This window comes from Vibrio nigripulchritudo (assembly GCF_027924785.1).
In the GTDB taxonomy this organism is placed as follows: Bacteria; Pseudomonadota; Gammaproteobacteria; order Enterobacterales; family Vibrionaceae; genus Vibrio; species Vibrio nigripulchritudo.
Genome location: NZ_AP027050.1, coordinates 221,209 through 234,756, shown reverse-complemented (window position 1 = coordinate 234,756; position 13,548 = coordinate 221,209). Strand labels below are relative to the sequence as shown.

At 47.3% G+C, this 13,548-nt stretch carries 12 protein-coding genes; 6 read left to right on the top strand and 6 right to left on the bottom strand.

Going from position 1 to position 13,548, the window contains the following annotated elements; all coding sequences use genetic code 11:
- The first annotated feature begins 65 nt into the window (after positions 1–65).
- Positions 66–779, top strand: coding sequence for a helix-turn-helix domain-containing protein (locus QMG91_RS19380; protein ID WP_281831543.1), 714 nt, complete (start codon positions 66–68; stop codon positions 777–779).
- Between the two features lie 95 nt (positions 780–874).
- Here QMG91_RS19380 and pstB read toward each other — a convergent pair whose 3' ends face one another.
- The 4 genes from pstB to QMG91_RS19360 all read right to left on the bottom strand — a co-directional run bounded on the left by pstB (position 875) and on the right by QMG91_RS19360 (position 4,381).
- The gene (pstB, locus tag QMG91_RS19375; RefSeq protein WP_004403855.1) at positions 875–1,624 is read right to left on the bottom strand and encodes a phosphate ABC transporter ATP-binding protein PstB; all 750 of its coding nucleotides are present in this window, start codon (positions 1,622–1,624) and stop codon (positions 875–877) included.
- 49 nt (positions 1,625–1,673) lie between these two features.
- Entirely contained in the window at positions 1,674–2,528 is an 855-nt protein-coding gene (pstA, locus tag QMG91_RS19370) for a phosphate ABC transporter permease PstA (protein WP_038125012.1), read from the bottom strand.
- A gap of 20 nt (positions 2,529–2,548) precedes the next feature.
- Positions 2,549–3,478 carry a phosphate ABC transporter permease subunit PstC gene (gene pstC / locus QMG91_RS19365; protein ID WP_004403859.1) on the bottom strand — a complete coding sequence of 310 codons (930 nt, stop codon included), beginning with the start codon at positions 3,476–3,478 and terminating at the stop codon, positions 2,549–2,551.
- Positions 3,479–3,559: 81 nt separating this feature from the next.
- Positions 3,560–4,381, bottom strand: coding sequence for a phosphate ABC transporter substrate-binding protein (locus tag QMG91_RS19360; RefSeq protein ID WP_022560697.1), 822 nt, complete (start codon positions 4,379–4,381; stop codon positions 3,560–3,562).
- Between the two features lie 977 nt (positions 4,382–5,358).
- Between QMG91_RS19360 and QMG91_RS19355 the strand changes: the two genes are divergently transcribed.
- Entirely contained in the window at positions 5,359–6,288 is a 930-nt protein-coding gene (locus QMG91_RS19355; RefSeq protein WP_281831542.1) for a LysR family transcriptional regulator, read from the top strand.
- Positions 6,289–6,353: 65 nt separating this feature from the next.
- Here QMG91_RS19355 and QMG91_RS19350 read toward each other — a convergent pair whose 3' ends face one another.
- Entirely contained in the window at positions 6,354–7,709 is a 1,356-nt protein-coding gene (locus QMG91_RS19350) for an aerolysin family beta-barrel pore-forming toxin (RefSeq protein WP_281831541.1), read from the bottom strand.
- 135 nt (positions 7,710–7,844) lie between these two features.
- Complete coding sequence (locus tag QMG91_RS19345) at positions 7,845–8,744, bottom strand: LysR family transcriptional regulator (protein WP_223099306.1); 900 nt, start codon at positions 8,742–8,744, stop codon at positions 7,845–7,847.
- Positions 8,745–8,896: 152 nt separating this feature from the next.
- Here QMG91_RS19345 and QMG91_RS19340 point away from each other — a divergent pair, with 152 nt between their 5' ends.
- From QMG91_RS19340 to QMG91_RS19325, 4 genes are all read left to right on the top strand, one after another.
- Positions 8,897–9,295, top strand: a complete 399-nt coding sequence (locus QMG91_RS19340; protein ID WP_281831540.1) for a RidA family protein — start codon at positions 8,897–8,899, stop codon at positions 9,293–9,295.
- A 24-nt stretch (positions 9,296–9,319) separates the two neighbouring features.
- A complete protein-coding gene (locus QMG91_RS19335) occupies positions 9,320–10,774 on the top strand; it encodes an aldehyde dehydrogenase family protein (RefSeq protein ID WP_281831539.1) in 1,455 nt (484 codons plus the stop codon).
- Positions 10,775–10,808: 34 nt separating this feature from the next.
- Positions 10,809–11,798, top strand: coding sequence for a membrane dipeptidase (locus QMG91_RS19330; protein ID WP_022595796.1), 990 nt, complete (start codon positions 10,809–10,811; stop codon positions 11,796–11,798).
- Positions 11,799–11,918: 120 nt separating this feature from the next.
- On the top strand, positions 11,919–13,508 hold the full coding sequence (locus QMG91_RS19325) for a BCCT family transporter (RefSeq protein WP_038142778.1): 1,590 nt from the start codon (positions 11,919–11,921) through the stop codon (positions 13,506–13,508).
- Positions 13,509–13,548: the final 40 nt, after the last annotated feature.

Here is a 13,548-nt window from a genome sequence, read left to right as displayed (position 1 = left end):
ATTAGAAACAGAAGAAGACTTGCGAATATTCGTGAGCCTTCTTCCTGATTTTGAGGAGAAGTACTTTGTCGTCACAACCAAACCAAAGCTTAATTGATGGGATCCGCTGTTTTCAGGAACTGACCACCAGCGATTCCCCACTTGGCAACAAAGAGCTGGCAGAGCGTCTGGACATTAACGTCGTCCGAGTAAACCGATTACTCAGAACGCTAAAATCCATCGGCATGGCAGAGCAGAATGCGCAGAAGAAATACATGCCTGGTCCTGCTGTGCATTTGCTGGCGGCACAAAGCTTTCATAGCTCGGTTTTGTTTCGCAGCGCCACCAGCGTTGCGATCCGAACCAATTACACGGATCGCACTCTGGCTATCGGAGTCCTGTGGAAAGATATGGTGGTCTATATGTACCACGCAAAGGCAGGTCAAAGCCCAGCAGAAGGGCTAGGTGGTTATCATATTTACCATGTCTCTCAGTCGTCCATTGGACAGGTACTTCTGGCGGATCTGGATGACGAAGAAATCGAATCCCGAATAGCTCACTGGACAGAACCTCAGAAAGCTCAGATCCAGTCTCAGATAAAGCAGATCCGCTCCGATGGCTACATACTCCATCAGGATGATCAGCAGGCTGTGGTGAATATCGCCAGTTCATTTTCAATTGAAGGCGCTACCGCGGGCGTCGCTTTTACAGACTTTGAAGTTCCTTTCGCCAGTCATCAGGAATACGTAATTCAACTTAACGCCTTGATTGAAGAGATTAAAACTAACGCAAACTGTTAGGGTAGAAAAAAGCCCCTCCAGTGGAGGGGCAAGAGTTACCATCGCTTATAGTTATAGGTCTATGCCAGTAAAAGCGGTTCTGATAAAGCCGTTTGTTAGCCGAAGTCGCCGTTCACGTAACCCTGCGTGCGATCATCTTTTGGTTGGCTGAAAATCACCTGAGTGTCATCGTGTTCAACCAATTCACCCATCAGGAAGAAAGCAGTACGGTCTGAAATACGACGCGCCTGCTGCATGGAGTGCGTCACGATCACAATGGTGTAGTCCTGCTTCAGAGACTCCATCAGTTCTTCAATCTTGTGGGTGGCAATTGGGTCGAGTGCAGAAGTCGGTTCGTCCATCAGAATCACATCGGGTTCCATTGCAATGGTACGAGCGATACACAGGCGTTGCTGCTGACCACCAGACAAACCAAACGCGTGCGACTTCAGACGATCTTTCACCTCATCCCACAATGCTGCACCGCGAAGTGACCTTTCAACCACAGTATCGATATGCTTCTTGTCTTTCACACCCTGAGCACGCAAGCCGTAAGCCACGTTCTCGTAAATGCTCATCGGGAATGGGTTCGGCTTCTGGAAAACCATGCCCACTTTAATGCGAAGATCCGCTACGTCGATGTTGCCGTAGATGTTTTCGCCATCCATATCCAGCTTGCCTTCAATCTTCACGCCTTCGATTAGATCGTTCATACGATTCAGGCAACGCAGAAGGGTGGATTTACCACAACCCGAAGGACCGATTAATGCGGTCACCTGACGAGAAGGGATTGGCAGGTTAATGCTTTTCAGTGCCTGATTGCTGCCGTAGTAAAGGTCTAGATTTTCAATATCAAACTTGTTCATTTTTCTTGCTCTCAATTCTTAAATTCTGTGTCAGTCTGCTGCGGTGGAATTAGTACGTTGCAGTGTTAAAGCGTTTTGCAATCAGTTTGGTGATCATGTTGATGACCAATACCACGACGATAAGGACAGTGGCTGTTCCATAAGCCTGATTCCATTCTTCAATGGTGAACAGCTCCGTTGTCAGCTTGTATAGGTGAACGGTTAACGTACGACCAGAATCCAGCAAAGAATCCGGAATACGGGCAACCATGCCCGCTGTCAGGAAGACAGGAGCAGACTCACCAATGACACGACCAATACTAAGAATGACCGAGGTAAGAATACCTGGCATTGCACTTGGCAAAATCAAGCGCCAGATAGTGTAGATTTTCGATGCGCCAAGACCGTAAGAGCCTTCGCGGTAAGTCTGTGGCACCGCCATCAGTGCTTCTTCCGTAGTACGGATGATCACTGGCAGAATCAGAATACTCAGTGTTAGCGCACCCGAGAGAATCGAGAAGCCTAAGCCAAGAATCGCCACGAAAAACGTCATACCGAACAGACCGAAAATAATCGACGGAATCCCCGCCAGCGATTCGGTACAGAAACGGATAATTTTCACCAGCTTGCTACCGACTTTGGCGTATTCAGTTAGATAGATAGCGGTCATGATGCCCAGCGGAGCAGCCACAGCGATGGACGCGATAACCATATAGATGGTCGACACAATCATCGGGAAAATACCCTGCTCGTCGCCTGTGCGAGTGTAGTTGTCGGTAATGAATGCCCAATCAACATGTTTTAAGCCATTGGACAAGATGTACCAGATGATCCAGAACAGAAACCCGACGGTTAACGCTGCCGAGATCCATACGAATGTATTGAGCACACCGTCTTTGAAATTGCGTGCCTGCTTCAGCTTCATTGCTTGATTATTATTCATGATTACTTCGCCTTCTCACGGTTCAGGTAAAGAAGCACAGCGTTCAACACCATGATGAATACCAGAAGCACAACACCCGTTGCGTAGAGTGCACTTGCGTGAACACCGCTTGCGTAAGACATTTCTATCGCAATGTTCGCCGTCAGGGTACGGGCAGAATCCAGAATACCTTCAGGCATTGCTGGCGCGTTACCCATTACCATGATGATTGCCATGGTTTCACCCAGAGCGCGGGCAATCCCCAGAATCACGCCCGTCATGATCCCGGAGCGAGCGGCTGGAACAAGCAGTTTAAAGATGGTGTAGATTTTCGATGCACCCAGTGCCAGAGAACCTTCTTTGTATGTTCTTGGGACGGCGCGAATCGAAGTTTCTGAAACCGTGATAACAGTAGGAAGAATCATCACGCCCAACACGATGATACCAGCAAGAATGGTGTTACCCGCAGGTACATTAAACACTTGCTGAATCAAAGGAACGATGATGACCAGGCCGAAGAAGCCGTAAACTACAGATGGAATACCAGCCAAAAGCTCGACCGCAGGTCGGATAATATCTGCCAAGCGTTTCGGTGCAATTTCTGCAATAAAAATCGCGGTGAGAACGCCAATAGGAACACCGACAATCACAGCTCCAAAGGTCGATACTACCGATGCAACAATCATGGTTGCGACACCGTATAGCGCTGGAGGTAGCCAGTCTTGCCCGGTTACGATGCCTGTTACGCCTGCTTCCTGAAACGCTGGGATACTTTCAGCAAAGATGAAGTAAGCAATGGTGGCAAGAGAAACAATACCGATAATGGCACTGCTAAGAAACAAAGAGTGGAAAATGCGTTCACGCCAGTCAACACGCTTTTGTCTGCGAAGCTGACGCGGTTTTGATGCATTTTCGCCATTCATAGACTTTTCACTATTGATCGCGATGGTCATAAAAAATACTCATATTCGAAAGTTTCGAAATGGAAAACGCTCAGCCCTCGCGGGCTGAGCAAAGTGTTCGTACAGCTTTAATTAGTTAACTGTGATGTAGCCTTTCTTCGCTACCAGAGATTGCGCTTCAGCAGCAACCATCCAGTCTAGGAATTTCTGAGTTTCTGCCGATGGTTTGCCTTCTTTGTATAGAACAAGGAATGGACGAGCGACTTTGTAAGAACCGTTCTTCACGTTGTCGACTGTTGCCGCTGTGCCATCGATAGCCAGAGCCTGAACAGAAGAATCAACCGTACCTAGAGAGATGTAACCGATAGCAAATGGGTTGCTTGCAACCATGGTTTTCAGTGCACCGTTGCCGTTTGCAACCTGAGCGCGCTGAGAGATTGCCGATACTTTCTTACCTGCAATTTTCTTTTTCAGTTTCATGATGTCTTCGAATGCACCACGAGTACCAGACGCCGTGTCACGAGTGATAGCAACGATTGGCTTGTTAGCACCGCCAACCTGGCTCCAGTTTGTGACTTCGCCTTTGTAGATAGCCGTTACCTGAGCGGCTGTCAGTTCTTTCACACCGTTTTTCGGGTTAACAACAACTGCGATACCGTCGCGAGCAACAACTACTTCTTTTAATGCTGGCTCTTTTTCAGAATCTTTCAGGTTACGAGAAGACATGCCCAGGTCTGCACTGCCGTTCTTCGCCGCTTTAACGCCAGCAGAAGAACCAGGACCTTGAACTTCAATGAAGACGTTTCCGTTCGTTTTCATGTAAGTTTCAGAGAAGACTTCCATCAGTGGAGTAACGCTGCTAGAACCAACAGCAGAGATAGTTTCTTTAGCTAGAACTGGGTTTACTGTTAGTGTGCCTAGTAGAGCCAATGCACCGATTACTGTTTTTTTCATCACAATTTCCTTAAGTGGCATTCATCGCCGTTGTGTTTCACTTGAACGCTGCTCACTTTAGGAAGAATATGTGACAGTTGTGTTTCACTAGTTTGAACCCTACATGACAAAGTGTAATATTTGAGAATAACGACATTGTTAGCTTCTGATGAAACAAGAGATTTGTGACTTAACCTACTGATTTAAATATTAATTAACCCTTTAACTTACTAATTAAGTTATTGCATCAATACCTTTTATATCCATATATAGCCAAGTAACCCAAAGGAGCTTGGTTCAATGACCTATTTACAAAAAAGAGAGAAATTGGCTTTCAGGCAAGACATCGATTTGAAGATCCAGTAGTTCTAAATCGCCTTTGAATTTTTCATTGTTTAAACGAACACTGTATGTAAAAAAGAAAAACTGAAGGGGCTAGTCAACCTTTATTTTAATTACAATCCGTTTGAATAGGATAATAATTCATCAATATTATTCAGGAAAATATATTTTAGATTAGTCTAAATAAGTTATTTCCAAATAATCACGATGAGCTAATCTGGAATCATTTTTAGAATGGGAATCACAAACTGCATTCAGTAATAAAGATATAATTCTAACCCTCGTCCAAATAGTGACAAATATTGTTCTCCACATAATTCATCAGTTTATTCAATCTTAAGTGACTCAATAAAAATAGACTTAATATACTCAAACCACCTCAAGATGCAGGATTCAGAGCGTTATCTCCTGTTTCAGTTCAAGGAAAAGAACGCAGTGGAATGACGAGTCCTTTCCAAGTTCTTTGACGATGAAATGAGGCAGGAGATACGCTCCCAAGGGCGAGTTTGCTTGGCTTCCATACTGCGTTATCGATTCTAGATTTAGAGCCACTAGATCTTCAAATCGATGTCTTGTCTGAAAACCAAGCAACTCTCGCTGAAACTAGCACCTTGAGGCGGTTTGAGTATAACTACGTGTTTCGTTAAGTTGGTAAAATGGATAGATTTTTAAAAATTAAGGCATTCGTTACCGTTGTCAATGCCAACAGTTTCTCCCTCGCTGCTGAGCAACTTTCAGTATCGATATCAACGGTGAGTAAACGCGTACAGTATCTTGAAAAGGAAGTGGGATACCAACTGCTCAATCGAAAAGGAAATAAAATTTCGCTCACCAATAAGGGCGTCGACTTCTACCAGAAAGCCAGAGATCTTCTCCATGGTTATCATGAATTGATGACCCCCAGCCAGGACAGCGTAATGAAAGGCAATGTCCGTTTAGGCTTGCCGCGTCGCTTTGGTGAAGACGTTGTGTTCCCGGTATTGCTGAAATTTATTAACTTGTACCCCGACATTCAGTTGGACGTCAGTTTAAACGACACACGCGAGTCCATTTCTCGTATGGGCTACGACTTAGTACTGCGTATTGGAAAAGTCACCGAGCAGGACGTGGTGTCTGTGAAACTTGGCAGCATACCAAGAATGCTGGTTGCGCCCAGTACTTTGGTTCCGGAAGAACAAAAAAACAACCTCGATTACATCAGTAAAATACCGATCGTTTTAAACGTTGCGTCTAAATTTTCTCTATATAAAAACTTCATGGAAAATAACGTCTGTTCAGATCAGGTGATATTAAAAGTGAACTCCGACAGGTGCGCAATTAACGCCATATCTTCATTGAATGCTATGACAATTCTTCCTTATTTTAATATTCGTGAGAAAGTAAACAACGGCGAATTAACCGTATTATTGCCGCATAAAAAATTACCCTCACTGGATGTCAGTTTAATATTTCCCAGCAGACAGTTACTCACTACACCGACCCGAACCATTATTGATTTTTTAAAAAGTCACGTAGAAGAAATATTTCCAAAACAAGAAACAGGCGATAAACCAATTGCTGATAAGCTTGTGACAGAAGACATGTAGATAGAAGCAAAAATGACCTGAGGTGAAGTCACTTCAGGTCATTTGGGATTCAAATTATTTCAATTTTACATAGTCAAAGGCGCTGCCAGCGACATGGTAATATTTGAAACCGTGTTATCGTCGGAATGCTTATCGATAGACTCGACTTTCAGCCCCAACTGAGAACCAGCAGTACGCAATCGAGCCATACGGCTATTCACCGGCTGACTGCAATTCGCAAGTGTAGCAATCTCTTCTGGAGTCAAACGAATAGAAGCTCCGGCAGTTATGTTGTACTGGCTGCCATCCACGGTCGTAAACTTGCCCGACATCGGCGCGCCATATTTACGTTTTGCCACGTTACCAATTGCCCAGTTCAAGTTCGACTGACCAAATTCATCTCGCATCCAGTGCCAGTCCCAACCACTGTAGCCTCCAATGTAAGAGAACTTATACTCATCTGCGATTTGTTGTGGACCGTTAAGACCATTGGTGTGACCAAACGTGTGAGTAATATACGGGCGATCGGTTGGGTGATCAGATCGTGCATTACCGCCCCAGCGAAGGAAACCTTCGTAGTCAATGTTATAGCTGAGATAAGCAAATGAGTTATATGGAATGTCTGCTTTCTGCTTAAACAGGGTCAGAGTAATGTAGCGCTTACTCATTTCAGGAACCTGAGCTCGGTACTGCGCTTTTTGGTCAATGGAAGTCGAATCGCCATTGGTTTCATTCCACCCCTGGCTAGCATTAAACTCCACTTTTACCTCTGATGATGCTCCACCAATCAATGGCACGCCTACTTCATACTTGTTGGTCACACTTAAAGACTGACCAAAAGAGAAGTTGTCGGTTTTTGACCAACTGGTCGTTTCACTGTAACCAATATCGACAGGGGCGGTATCTTCGGTGTTCCCGCAGTTATAGACCATCGCATTGACCGTGGCGAGCGCTTCCCTGTCGTACACTTCTGGCTCACCCAGAATCAGATCTGCAGGGTTTGTAACCAGTTTGACGTCTTTCACTTTCATTTTTAAGCGTTTATGCGCCCAGTATCCATCGGCGTGCGGGTCATTGCTGTTGTAGCGAGCGTTAATGGAATACGTTTTCGAATCAATTCGCTTCACTTCCATATCTTCGCCAATGAAACCAGAATTGGTGCCGCCAGCCCATCCAAATCCCATGTAGTGCCCAAGATAGGCAAGAGGTTTGTAAAAATCTGGGTCATTAAAGACTTGGTACTGAAGCGCTTCCGCGTTTCCGCCATCCGCGTATTCTTTGTTGGTGTAGTTAGGCAGGCTTGGTAGCTGGCTATTATTGGCAGTCGTGGTGACGCTGTTCGCTGCTGCGTCTGCAGACGCTCCCGCTACCGCAAGAGTTGGCACCAGAACGATTGCGATGCTTGCAGCCAAGGTACGTAGAGCAAAAGGTGTTTTTTCCATTGTTATCTCCTTCATGTTTGCAAATTCATTCTTATGCATCACATCAGGGGATTGAATATCTATGGAATAAAACCGGGTTTTCGTAAATAGAAATTGCCTTTTGATATTAAAATCAATATCAGACCAAAACGTAACCTATTGTTTATCCGACTCTCCTTTCCCAAAGTTCAGATATTCGATACACAAATCATGAAAACCCTTGGCCTGCGGTGAAATCGTGCGTTCAGACAGCCGGAAAATACCAATCTCACGCTGCAAAGGAGGGTCTATAAGAGGGATCCACACCAGCCGCGTTTCATTGGTAGGAAATGCAAGCTTTGGAAGCGTTGTCACGCCAATGCCTAACTCTAAGACGGAAAACAGAGACGTGATGTTTTCTACTGAATACAGCGCTTTTTGGCTGAGCACCCTTGCTGGGGTCGATTCAAGCAAAGTACAGGTGCCATTACGGATAAAGGGTTGCTGCAACAAAGTTTCCCAGGCAATACCATCCATATTGGAGGCAATTGGATTGTCTTTCAGACACACCACGCCAATAGGGTCTGAAATCAGAGGGGTGAAATCCATAGATTCATCATCCAGATGCATGCAGTTACCCAGCGCCAGATCCACTTCTCCTGACATCAGTCTGGCTTCCACTCCAGTCGCGTTATCGTCGATTAAGCTGACTTCCACATCGGGAAAACGTTCGCAGAACGCTGCTAGCACACTCGGGATCAATTTGGCGGCTACCGACGGCACACTGGCGATACGAACCCGACCTTGCTGCCCAGCCGCTGCGGCACGCAAGTCATTGTCCAATGCGTGGTAAACGTTGAGAAATTGCGTGATCTTTGGAACACAAATTTCACCAAACGGGGTCAGTGTCGACTTGTTCCCGCTTTCAAACAAAGGTTGACCAAGTGTTCGCTCCAGTTCTTTGATTGACGTGGACAGTGCAGCCTGAGATCGGTTGGCACGCTGAGAAGCAGCCCTGAAACCACCCTCTTCCACCACGTACGAAAAATGCATCAATTGTTGCAGTTTAATGTTCATCTTTGCCCTCTAACGCCTTTCCCTGTCTGGTTTTTTCTCTATTGATAAATTTTATTTATCAAATGTAAAAAATTTACCGTTAGATTTATCACTTGTCAAAGTGCAATATTTAACCAAAGAGAAACATTTCTATTACATCTTGGATTCGAAACGTGAATACACAAACTGCAAAACACCCAGTAAAAACCGAGCTATTTGCTTCTAAAGCCCCATTGGAATGGGCAGTTGTCGGCAACGGCACTTTATACACAGCTCAGATCCCCATCGACAACACAGGTACTGTGGTTGAAGGAGGCATAGAGGCACAGACTCGCCAAACCTTCGCCAACCTTGCACACACACTCGAATGCGCTGGGGAATCACTCGATTCGGTATTTCAGGTACTGATTTACGTGACTGACAGGGACTATTTACCAACGGTCAACCGCGTGTATGCCGAACAGTTCAATGCCCCATTTCCAAATCGAGCGGCGATGGTGGTTGCCGGACTGGCTCGTGAAGAAATGCTGGTGGAATTTGTGGTGTACGCGTCTGCCACCCACGGTCAATAACTCGAATGACAACAAGGATTCAACATGACAACTTCATTGCCCTACGAAAAAGCCCTGTACATTGGTGGAGAATGGCAATCGGGTGAAAGTACCATTGCCAACATCAACCCATCGGACATCAGCGAAACCATCGGAACATTCGCACAAGCCAGTGAGCAACAAACTCAACAATCGATTGCCGCTGCCAAGACTGCCCAGAAAGAGTGGGAAAAAACACCCATGGAGCGCAAGCAATCGGTGCTGCAAGCCATTGGTGATGAACTTATCGCTCGCTGCGACGAACTGGGTACGTTGCTCTCTCGTGAAGAAGGAAAGCCGTTTGCAGAAGGTCGAGGAGAAATTTACCGCGCTGGTCAGTTTTTCCAGTATTTCGCGGCAGAAGTGCTGCGTCAGATGGGCGACACAGCCGATTCAGTGCGCCCAGGGGTTTCGGTTGAAGTTACACGTGAAGCCGTGGGTGTGGTTGCCATTATCTCCCCATGGAACTTCCCTACCGCAACGGCAGCCTGGAAAATCGCGCCTGCACTGGCGTTCGGGAATAGCGTCATCTGGAAACCGGCCAACCTTACTCCTGCCAGTGCCGTTGCCCTAACCGAAATCATTCACCGTCAGGGTTTGCCAGCGGGAACCTTCAACTTAGTCCTAGGCAGCGGTTCAAAGGTGGGGAACACCCTAATTAATTCGAAAGAAATTAATGCGGTCAGCTTTACTGGTTCAGTGGAAACCGGTCGCAAAGTTGCTGCGGCTACAGCACCTAATTTTGTGCGATGCCAGTTAGAAATGGGCAGCAAAAATGCGCTGGTCATTGCTGACGATGCCGATATTCAGACAGCCGTTGACGCGACTATTGCGGGTTCGTTCTCGGGAGCGGGTCAAAAGTGCACCGCATCCTCTCGCTTGGTGGTGATGGACAGCATTCACGATCAGTATGTTGAAGCATTGATTAAACGCATGAGCGAATTAAAAGTCGGTCATGCCCTTGATGACGGGATCTTCATGGGTCCGGTGGTCGATGGAAACCAGCTTGAAGCCAACTTCGCATGGTTAGAAAAAGCGCGTGCAAGCGGTGCGGAACTCGCTTTTGGTGGCGAGCGTTTAAGCCTGAAACACGAAGGCTACTACATGTCCCCAACTCTATTCTTAGACACAAAAAACCAGTGGGAAGTGAACCAGGAAGAAGTATTCGCACCGATGGCTAGCGTGATTCGAGCATCGGGCTTGGATGAAGCCATAGCCATCACCAACGATACTCGCTTTGGTCTGACTGGCGGCATCATTACCCAAAGCCTTCGCACCAGCGCGCTGTTCAAACAACAGGCGCAAACGGGTTGCGTGATGGTGAACTTGCCAACAGCAGGAACCGATTACCACGTGCCGTTTGGCGGACGTAAAGAGTCCAGCTTTGGTCCTCGTGAGCAGGGTCAGTACGCCAAAGAGTTTTATACCGTCGTTAAGACGGCTTACCAGCGTGCTTACTGATTCTCGCACGCGCAGCCAAATAGGAAACCACGGTATGTATCAGGAAAGGATAGTGATTGACGGCTTGCAGTACTGCAACTGGGACAGAGAGTATTTTCAGACTCTCAAAGCCAGCGGCATCACCGCCGTCCACGCCACTTTGGTGTACCACGAGAATACGCGTGAGACCCTCACACGATTTGCGGAATGGAATCGATTGTTCGAGCTTAACGCCGATCTCATCATGCCCGTTCACACTATGGCAGATGTCGAAAAAGCCAAATCCTCCGGGAAAGTGGGGGTGCTTTTCGGCGCTCAGAATTGCTCGCCGATTGAAGACGAAATCGGCTTAATCGAAGTGATGAAGCGTCAGGGTTTGCTGATCATGCAGCTCACCTATAACAATCAAAGCCTGCTCGCCACAGGGTGCTATGAACAGCACGACCCGGGGATTACCCGATTTGGCAAGCAAGCCATCAAAGAAATGAACCGTGTAGGGATGATCATTGATATGTCGCACAGTGCCGAGCGTTCAACGCTGGAAGCCATCGACCTGTCTGAACGCCCTATCTGCATCAGCCACGCCAACCCAAGCTTTGCGCACAAAGCACTGCGTAATAAATCCGATCACGTGATTCAGTCGCTGACTGAACGTGGTGGATTGCTGGGTTTCAGCCTGTACCCATTCCACTTACCCAATGGCAGTGACTGCACGCTGGACGATTTTTGCCAGATGATCGCCAAAACCGCTGACTTAGCAGGTGTTGATCACCTGGCTATCGGCTCAGATTTGTGCCTTAACCAGCCTCAATCGGTACTGGAGTGGATGCGAAACGGACGTTGGTCAAAAGCCATGGATTATGGCGAAGGCTCGGCGAGTAATGCAGGCTGGCCAGATGCACTGCCCTGGTTTGCGGGCAGTGAAGGTATGGAAAACATTTATAACGGATTAATGCGCCACGGGTTCACAGAACCCGAGGCAGGGAAAATACTCGGAGACAACTGGTTTCAGTTTCTGAAAGAAGGGCTAGAGCCAATGACGTAACCGGCTTCGTGTCAGCCAGTGTCTATCTAACAAGGAACAGCCTGCCTAATAACAATAATCATAATGGCAGGTGTTAAATACACCTTTGCTGCGGCAAAGAAAACTTCTGGAGTCAGCATCATGTCTGATCTAACCAATAGCTTGAAAAACTCTGGGGCGGCTACCGCACCTAAAGCTTCCAACCAAACCAGCCAAAACGCAACGGACGCGTTAGGTTTAAGCAATCCGGCACTCTGGTACAGCGGTGGTTTCATCGCACTTTTCGTTACGCTTGCGCTTTTCGATGGCGAGCTCTTGTCTTCGGTGGTCAACGCTGGATTTGCCTGGTCGGTGAAAGTGTTCGGTCCCTACTGGCAGCTCCTGCTCTTACTCACCTTTTTGATTGGTCTTGGCTTAGCAGCGGGTCGAACGGGCAAAGTGATTCTGGGTAACATCGCGAAGCCTGAAATGAACAGTTTCCGCTGGATGGCCATCATCTTCTGTACCCTGCTTGCCGGAGGCGGCGTATTTTGGGCAGCAGCAGAACCGATCGCGCACTTTGTCAGCCCTCCACCACTTTATGGTGCGCAGGAGAGCGTTCAGCAGACTGCGATTAACGCATTATCTCAATCCTTTATGCACTGGGGCTTCTTGGCTTGGGCAATTGTCGGTAGCCTGACGTCCATTGTGGTGATGCATCTGCATTACGACAAAGGTCTGCCGCTGAAGCCTCGCATTCTCCTCTACCCTGTGCTTGGGGAGCGGGCACTCAAGGGGCAAACTGGCGCTTTGATTGATGCTTGCTGCATCGTCGCTGTAGCAGCGGGCACCATTGGCCCTATCGGCTTTCTGGGATTGCAGGTCAGCTATGCCCTTAACGTTTTGTTCGAAATTCCTGATGGTTTCACAACCCAGTTGATCATCGTAATGTTTGCCATTGCACTGTATACCCTGTCTGCTATCAGTGGCTTGAATCGCGGCATGCAGATGCTCAGCCGTTTCAACGTGATCCTTGCTTGTGCCTTGATGGTTTACATCCTGCTGTTTGGTCCCACCAACTTTATTTTTAACGGTTACATTCAAGGCGTTGGCACCATGCTGGACAACTTCATTCCGATGGCAACTTACCGCGGTGATGAGGGCTGGCTAAGCTGGTGGACGGTATTCTTCTGGGGCTGGTTCCTGGGGTACGGTCCGATGATGGCGATATTCATTGCACGCATTTCTCGTGGCAGAAGCATTCGCCAGATCATTTCCACTATCAGCATCGTAGCGCCACTGGTCACCTTCTTCTGGTTCACCATCGTCGGTGGTTCAGGACTGGCTTTTGAAATTGCTAATCCCGACAGTGTCAGTAAAGCATTTGAAGGGTTCAACTTGCCTGGAGCATTGCTCGCGGTAACACAGCAGTTGCCTTTGCCACTGTTTATATCAATTCTGTTTTTGGTTTTAACCACCATTTTCATCGTCACTACTGGCGACTCGATGACTTATACCATTAGCGTGGTGATCAGCGGTGAAACGGAACCAAATGCCATTATTCGCAGCTTTTGGGGAATCATGATGGGGGTGACGGCTTTAATCCTCATTTCACTGGGGTCTGGTGGGATATCCGCTTTGCAATCCTTCATTGTGATCACTGCGGTGCCTGTGTCCTTGATCTTGCTGCCTTCCTTATGGAATGCCCCTCATATCGCGATGAAGCTCGCGAAAGAGCAAGGTCTGAATTAATCCAATAACTGGTGGGCTTCGCGCCCACCCAAATACTCTT

Coding starts and splice junctions, on each gene's coding strand:
- pstA (WP_038125012.1), bottom strand. CDS start 2,528: ATGAAGCTGAAGCAGGCACGCAATTTCAAAGACGGTGTGCTCAATACA.
- QMG91_RS19330 (WP_022595796.1), top strand. CDS start 10,809: ATGTATCAGGAAAGGATAGTGATTGACGGCTTGCAGTACTGCAACTGG.
- QMG91_RS19345 (WP_223099306.1), bottom strand. CDS start 8,744: ATGAACATTAAACTGCAACAATTGATGCATTTTTCGTACGTGGTGGAA.
- QMG91_RS19350 (WP_281831541.1), bottom strand. CDS start 7,709: ATGGAAAAAACACCTTTTGCTCTACGTACCTTGGCTGCAAGCATCGCA.
- pstB (WP_004403855.1), bottom strand. CDS start 1,624: ATGAACAAGTTTGATATTGAAAATCTAGACCTTTACTACGGCAGCAAT.
- QMG91_RS19360 (WP_022560697.1), bottom strand. CDS start 4,381: ATGAAAAAAACAGTAATCGGTGCATTGGCTCTACTAGGCACACTAACA.
- QMG91_RS19335 (WP_281831539.1), top strand. CDS start 9,320: ATGACAACTTCATTGCCCTACGAAAAAGCCCTGTACATTGGTGGAGAA.
- QMG91_RS19355 (WP_281831542.1), top strand. CDS start 5,359: ATGGATAGATTTTTAAAAATTAAGGCATTCGTTACCGTTGTCAATGCC.
- QMG91_RS19325 (WP_038142778.1), top strand. CDS start 11,919: ATGTCTGATCTAACCAATAGCTTGAAAAACTCTGGGGCGGCTACCGCA.
- pstC (WP_004403859.1), bottom strand. CDS start 3,478: ATGACCATCGCGATCAATAGTGAAAAGTCTATGAATGGCGAAAATGCA.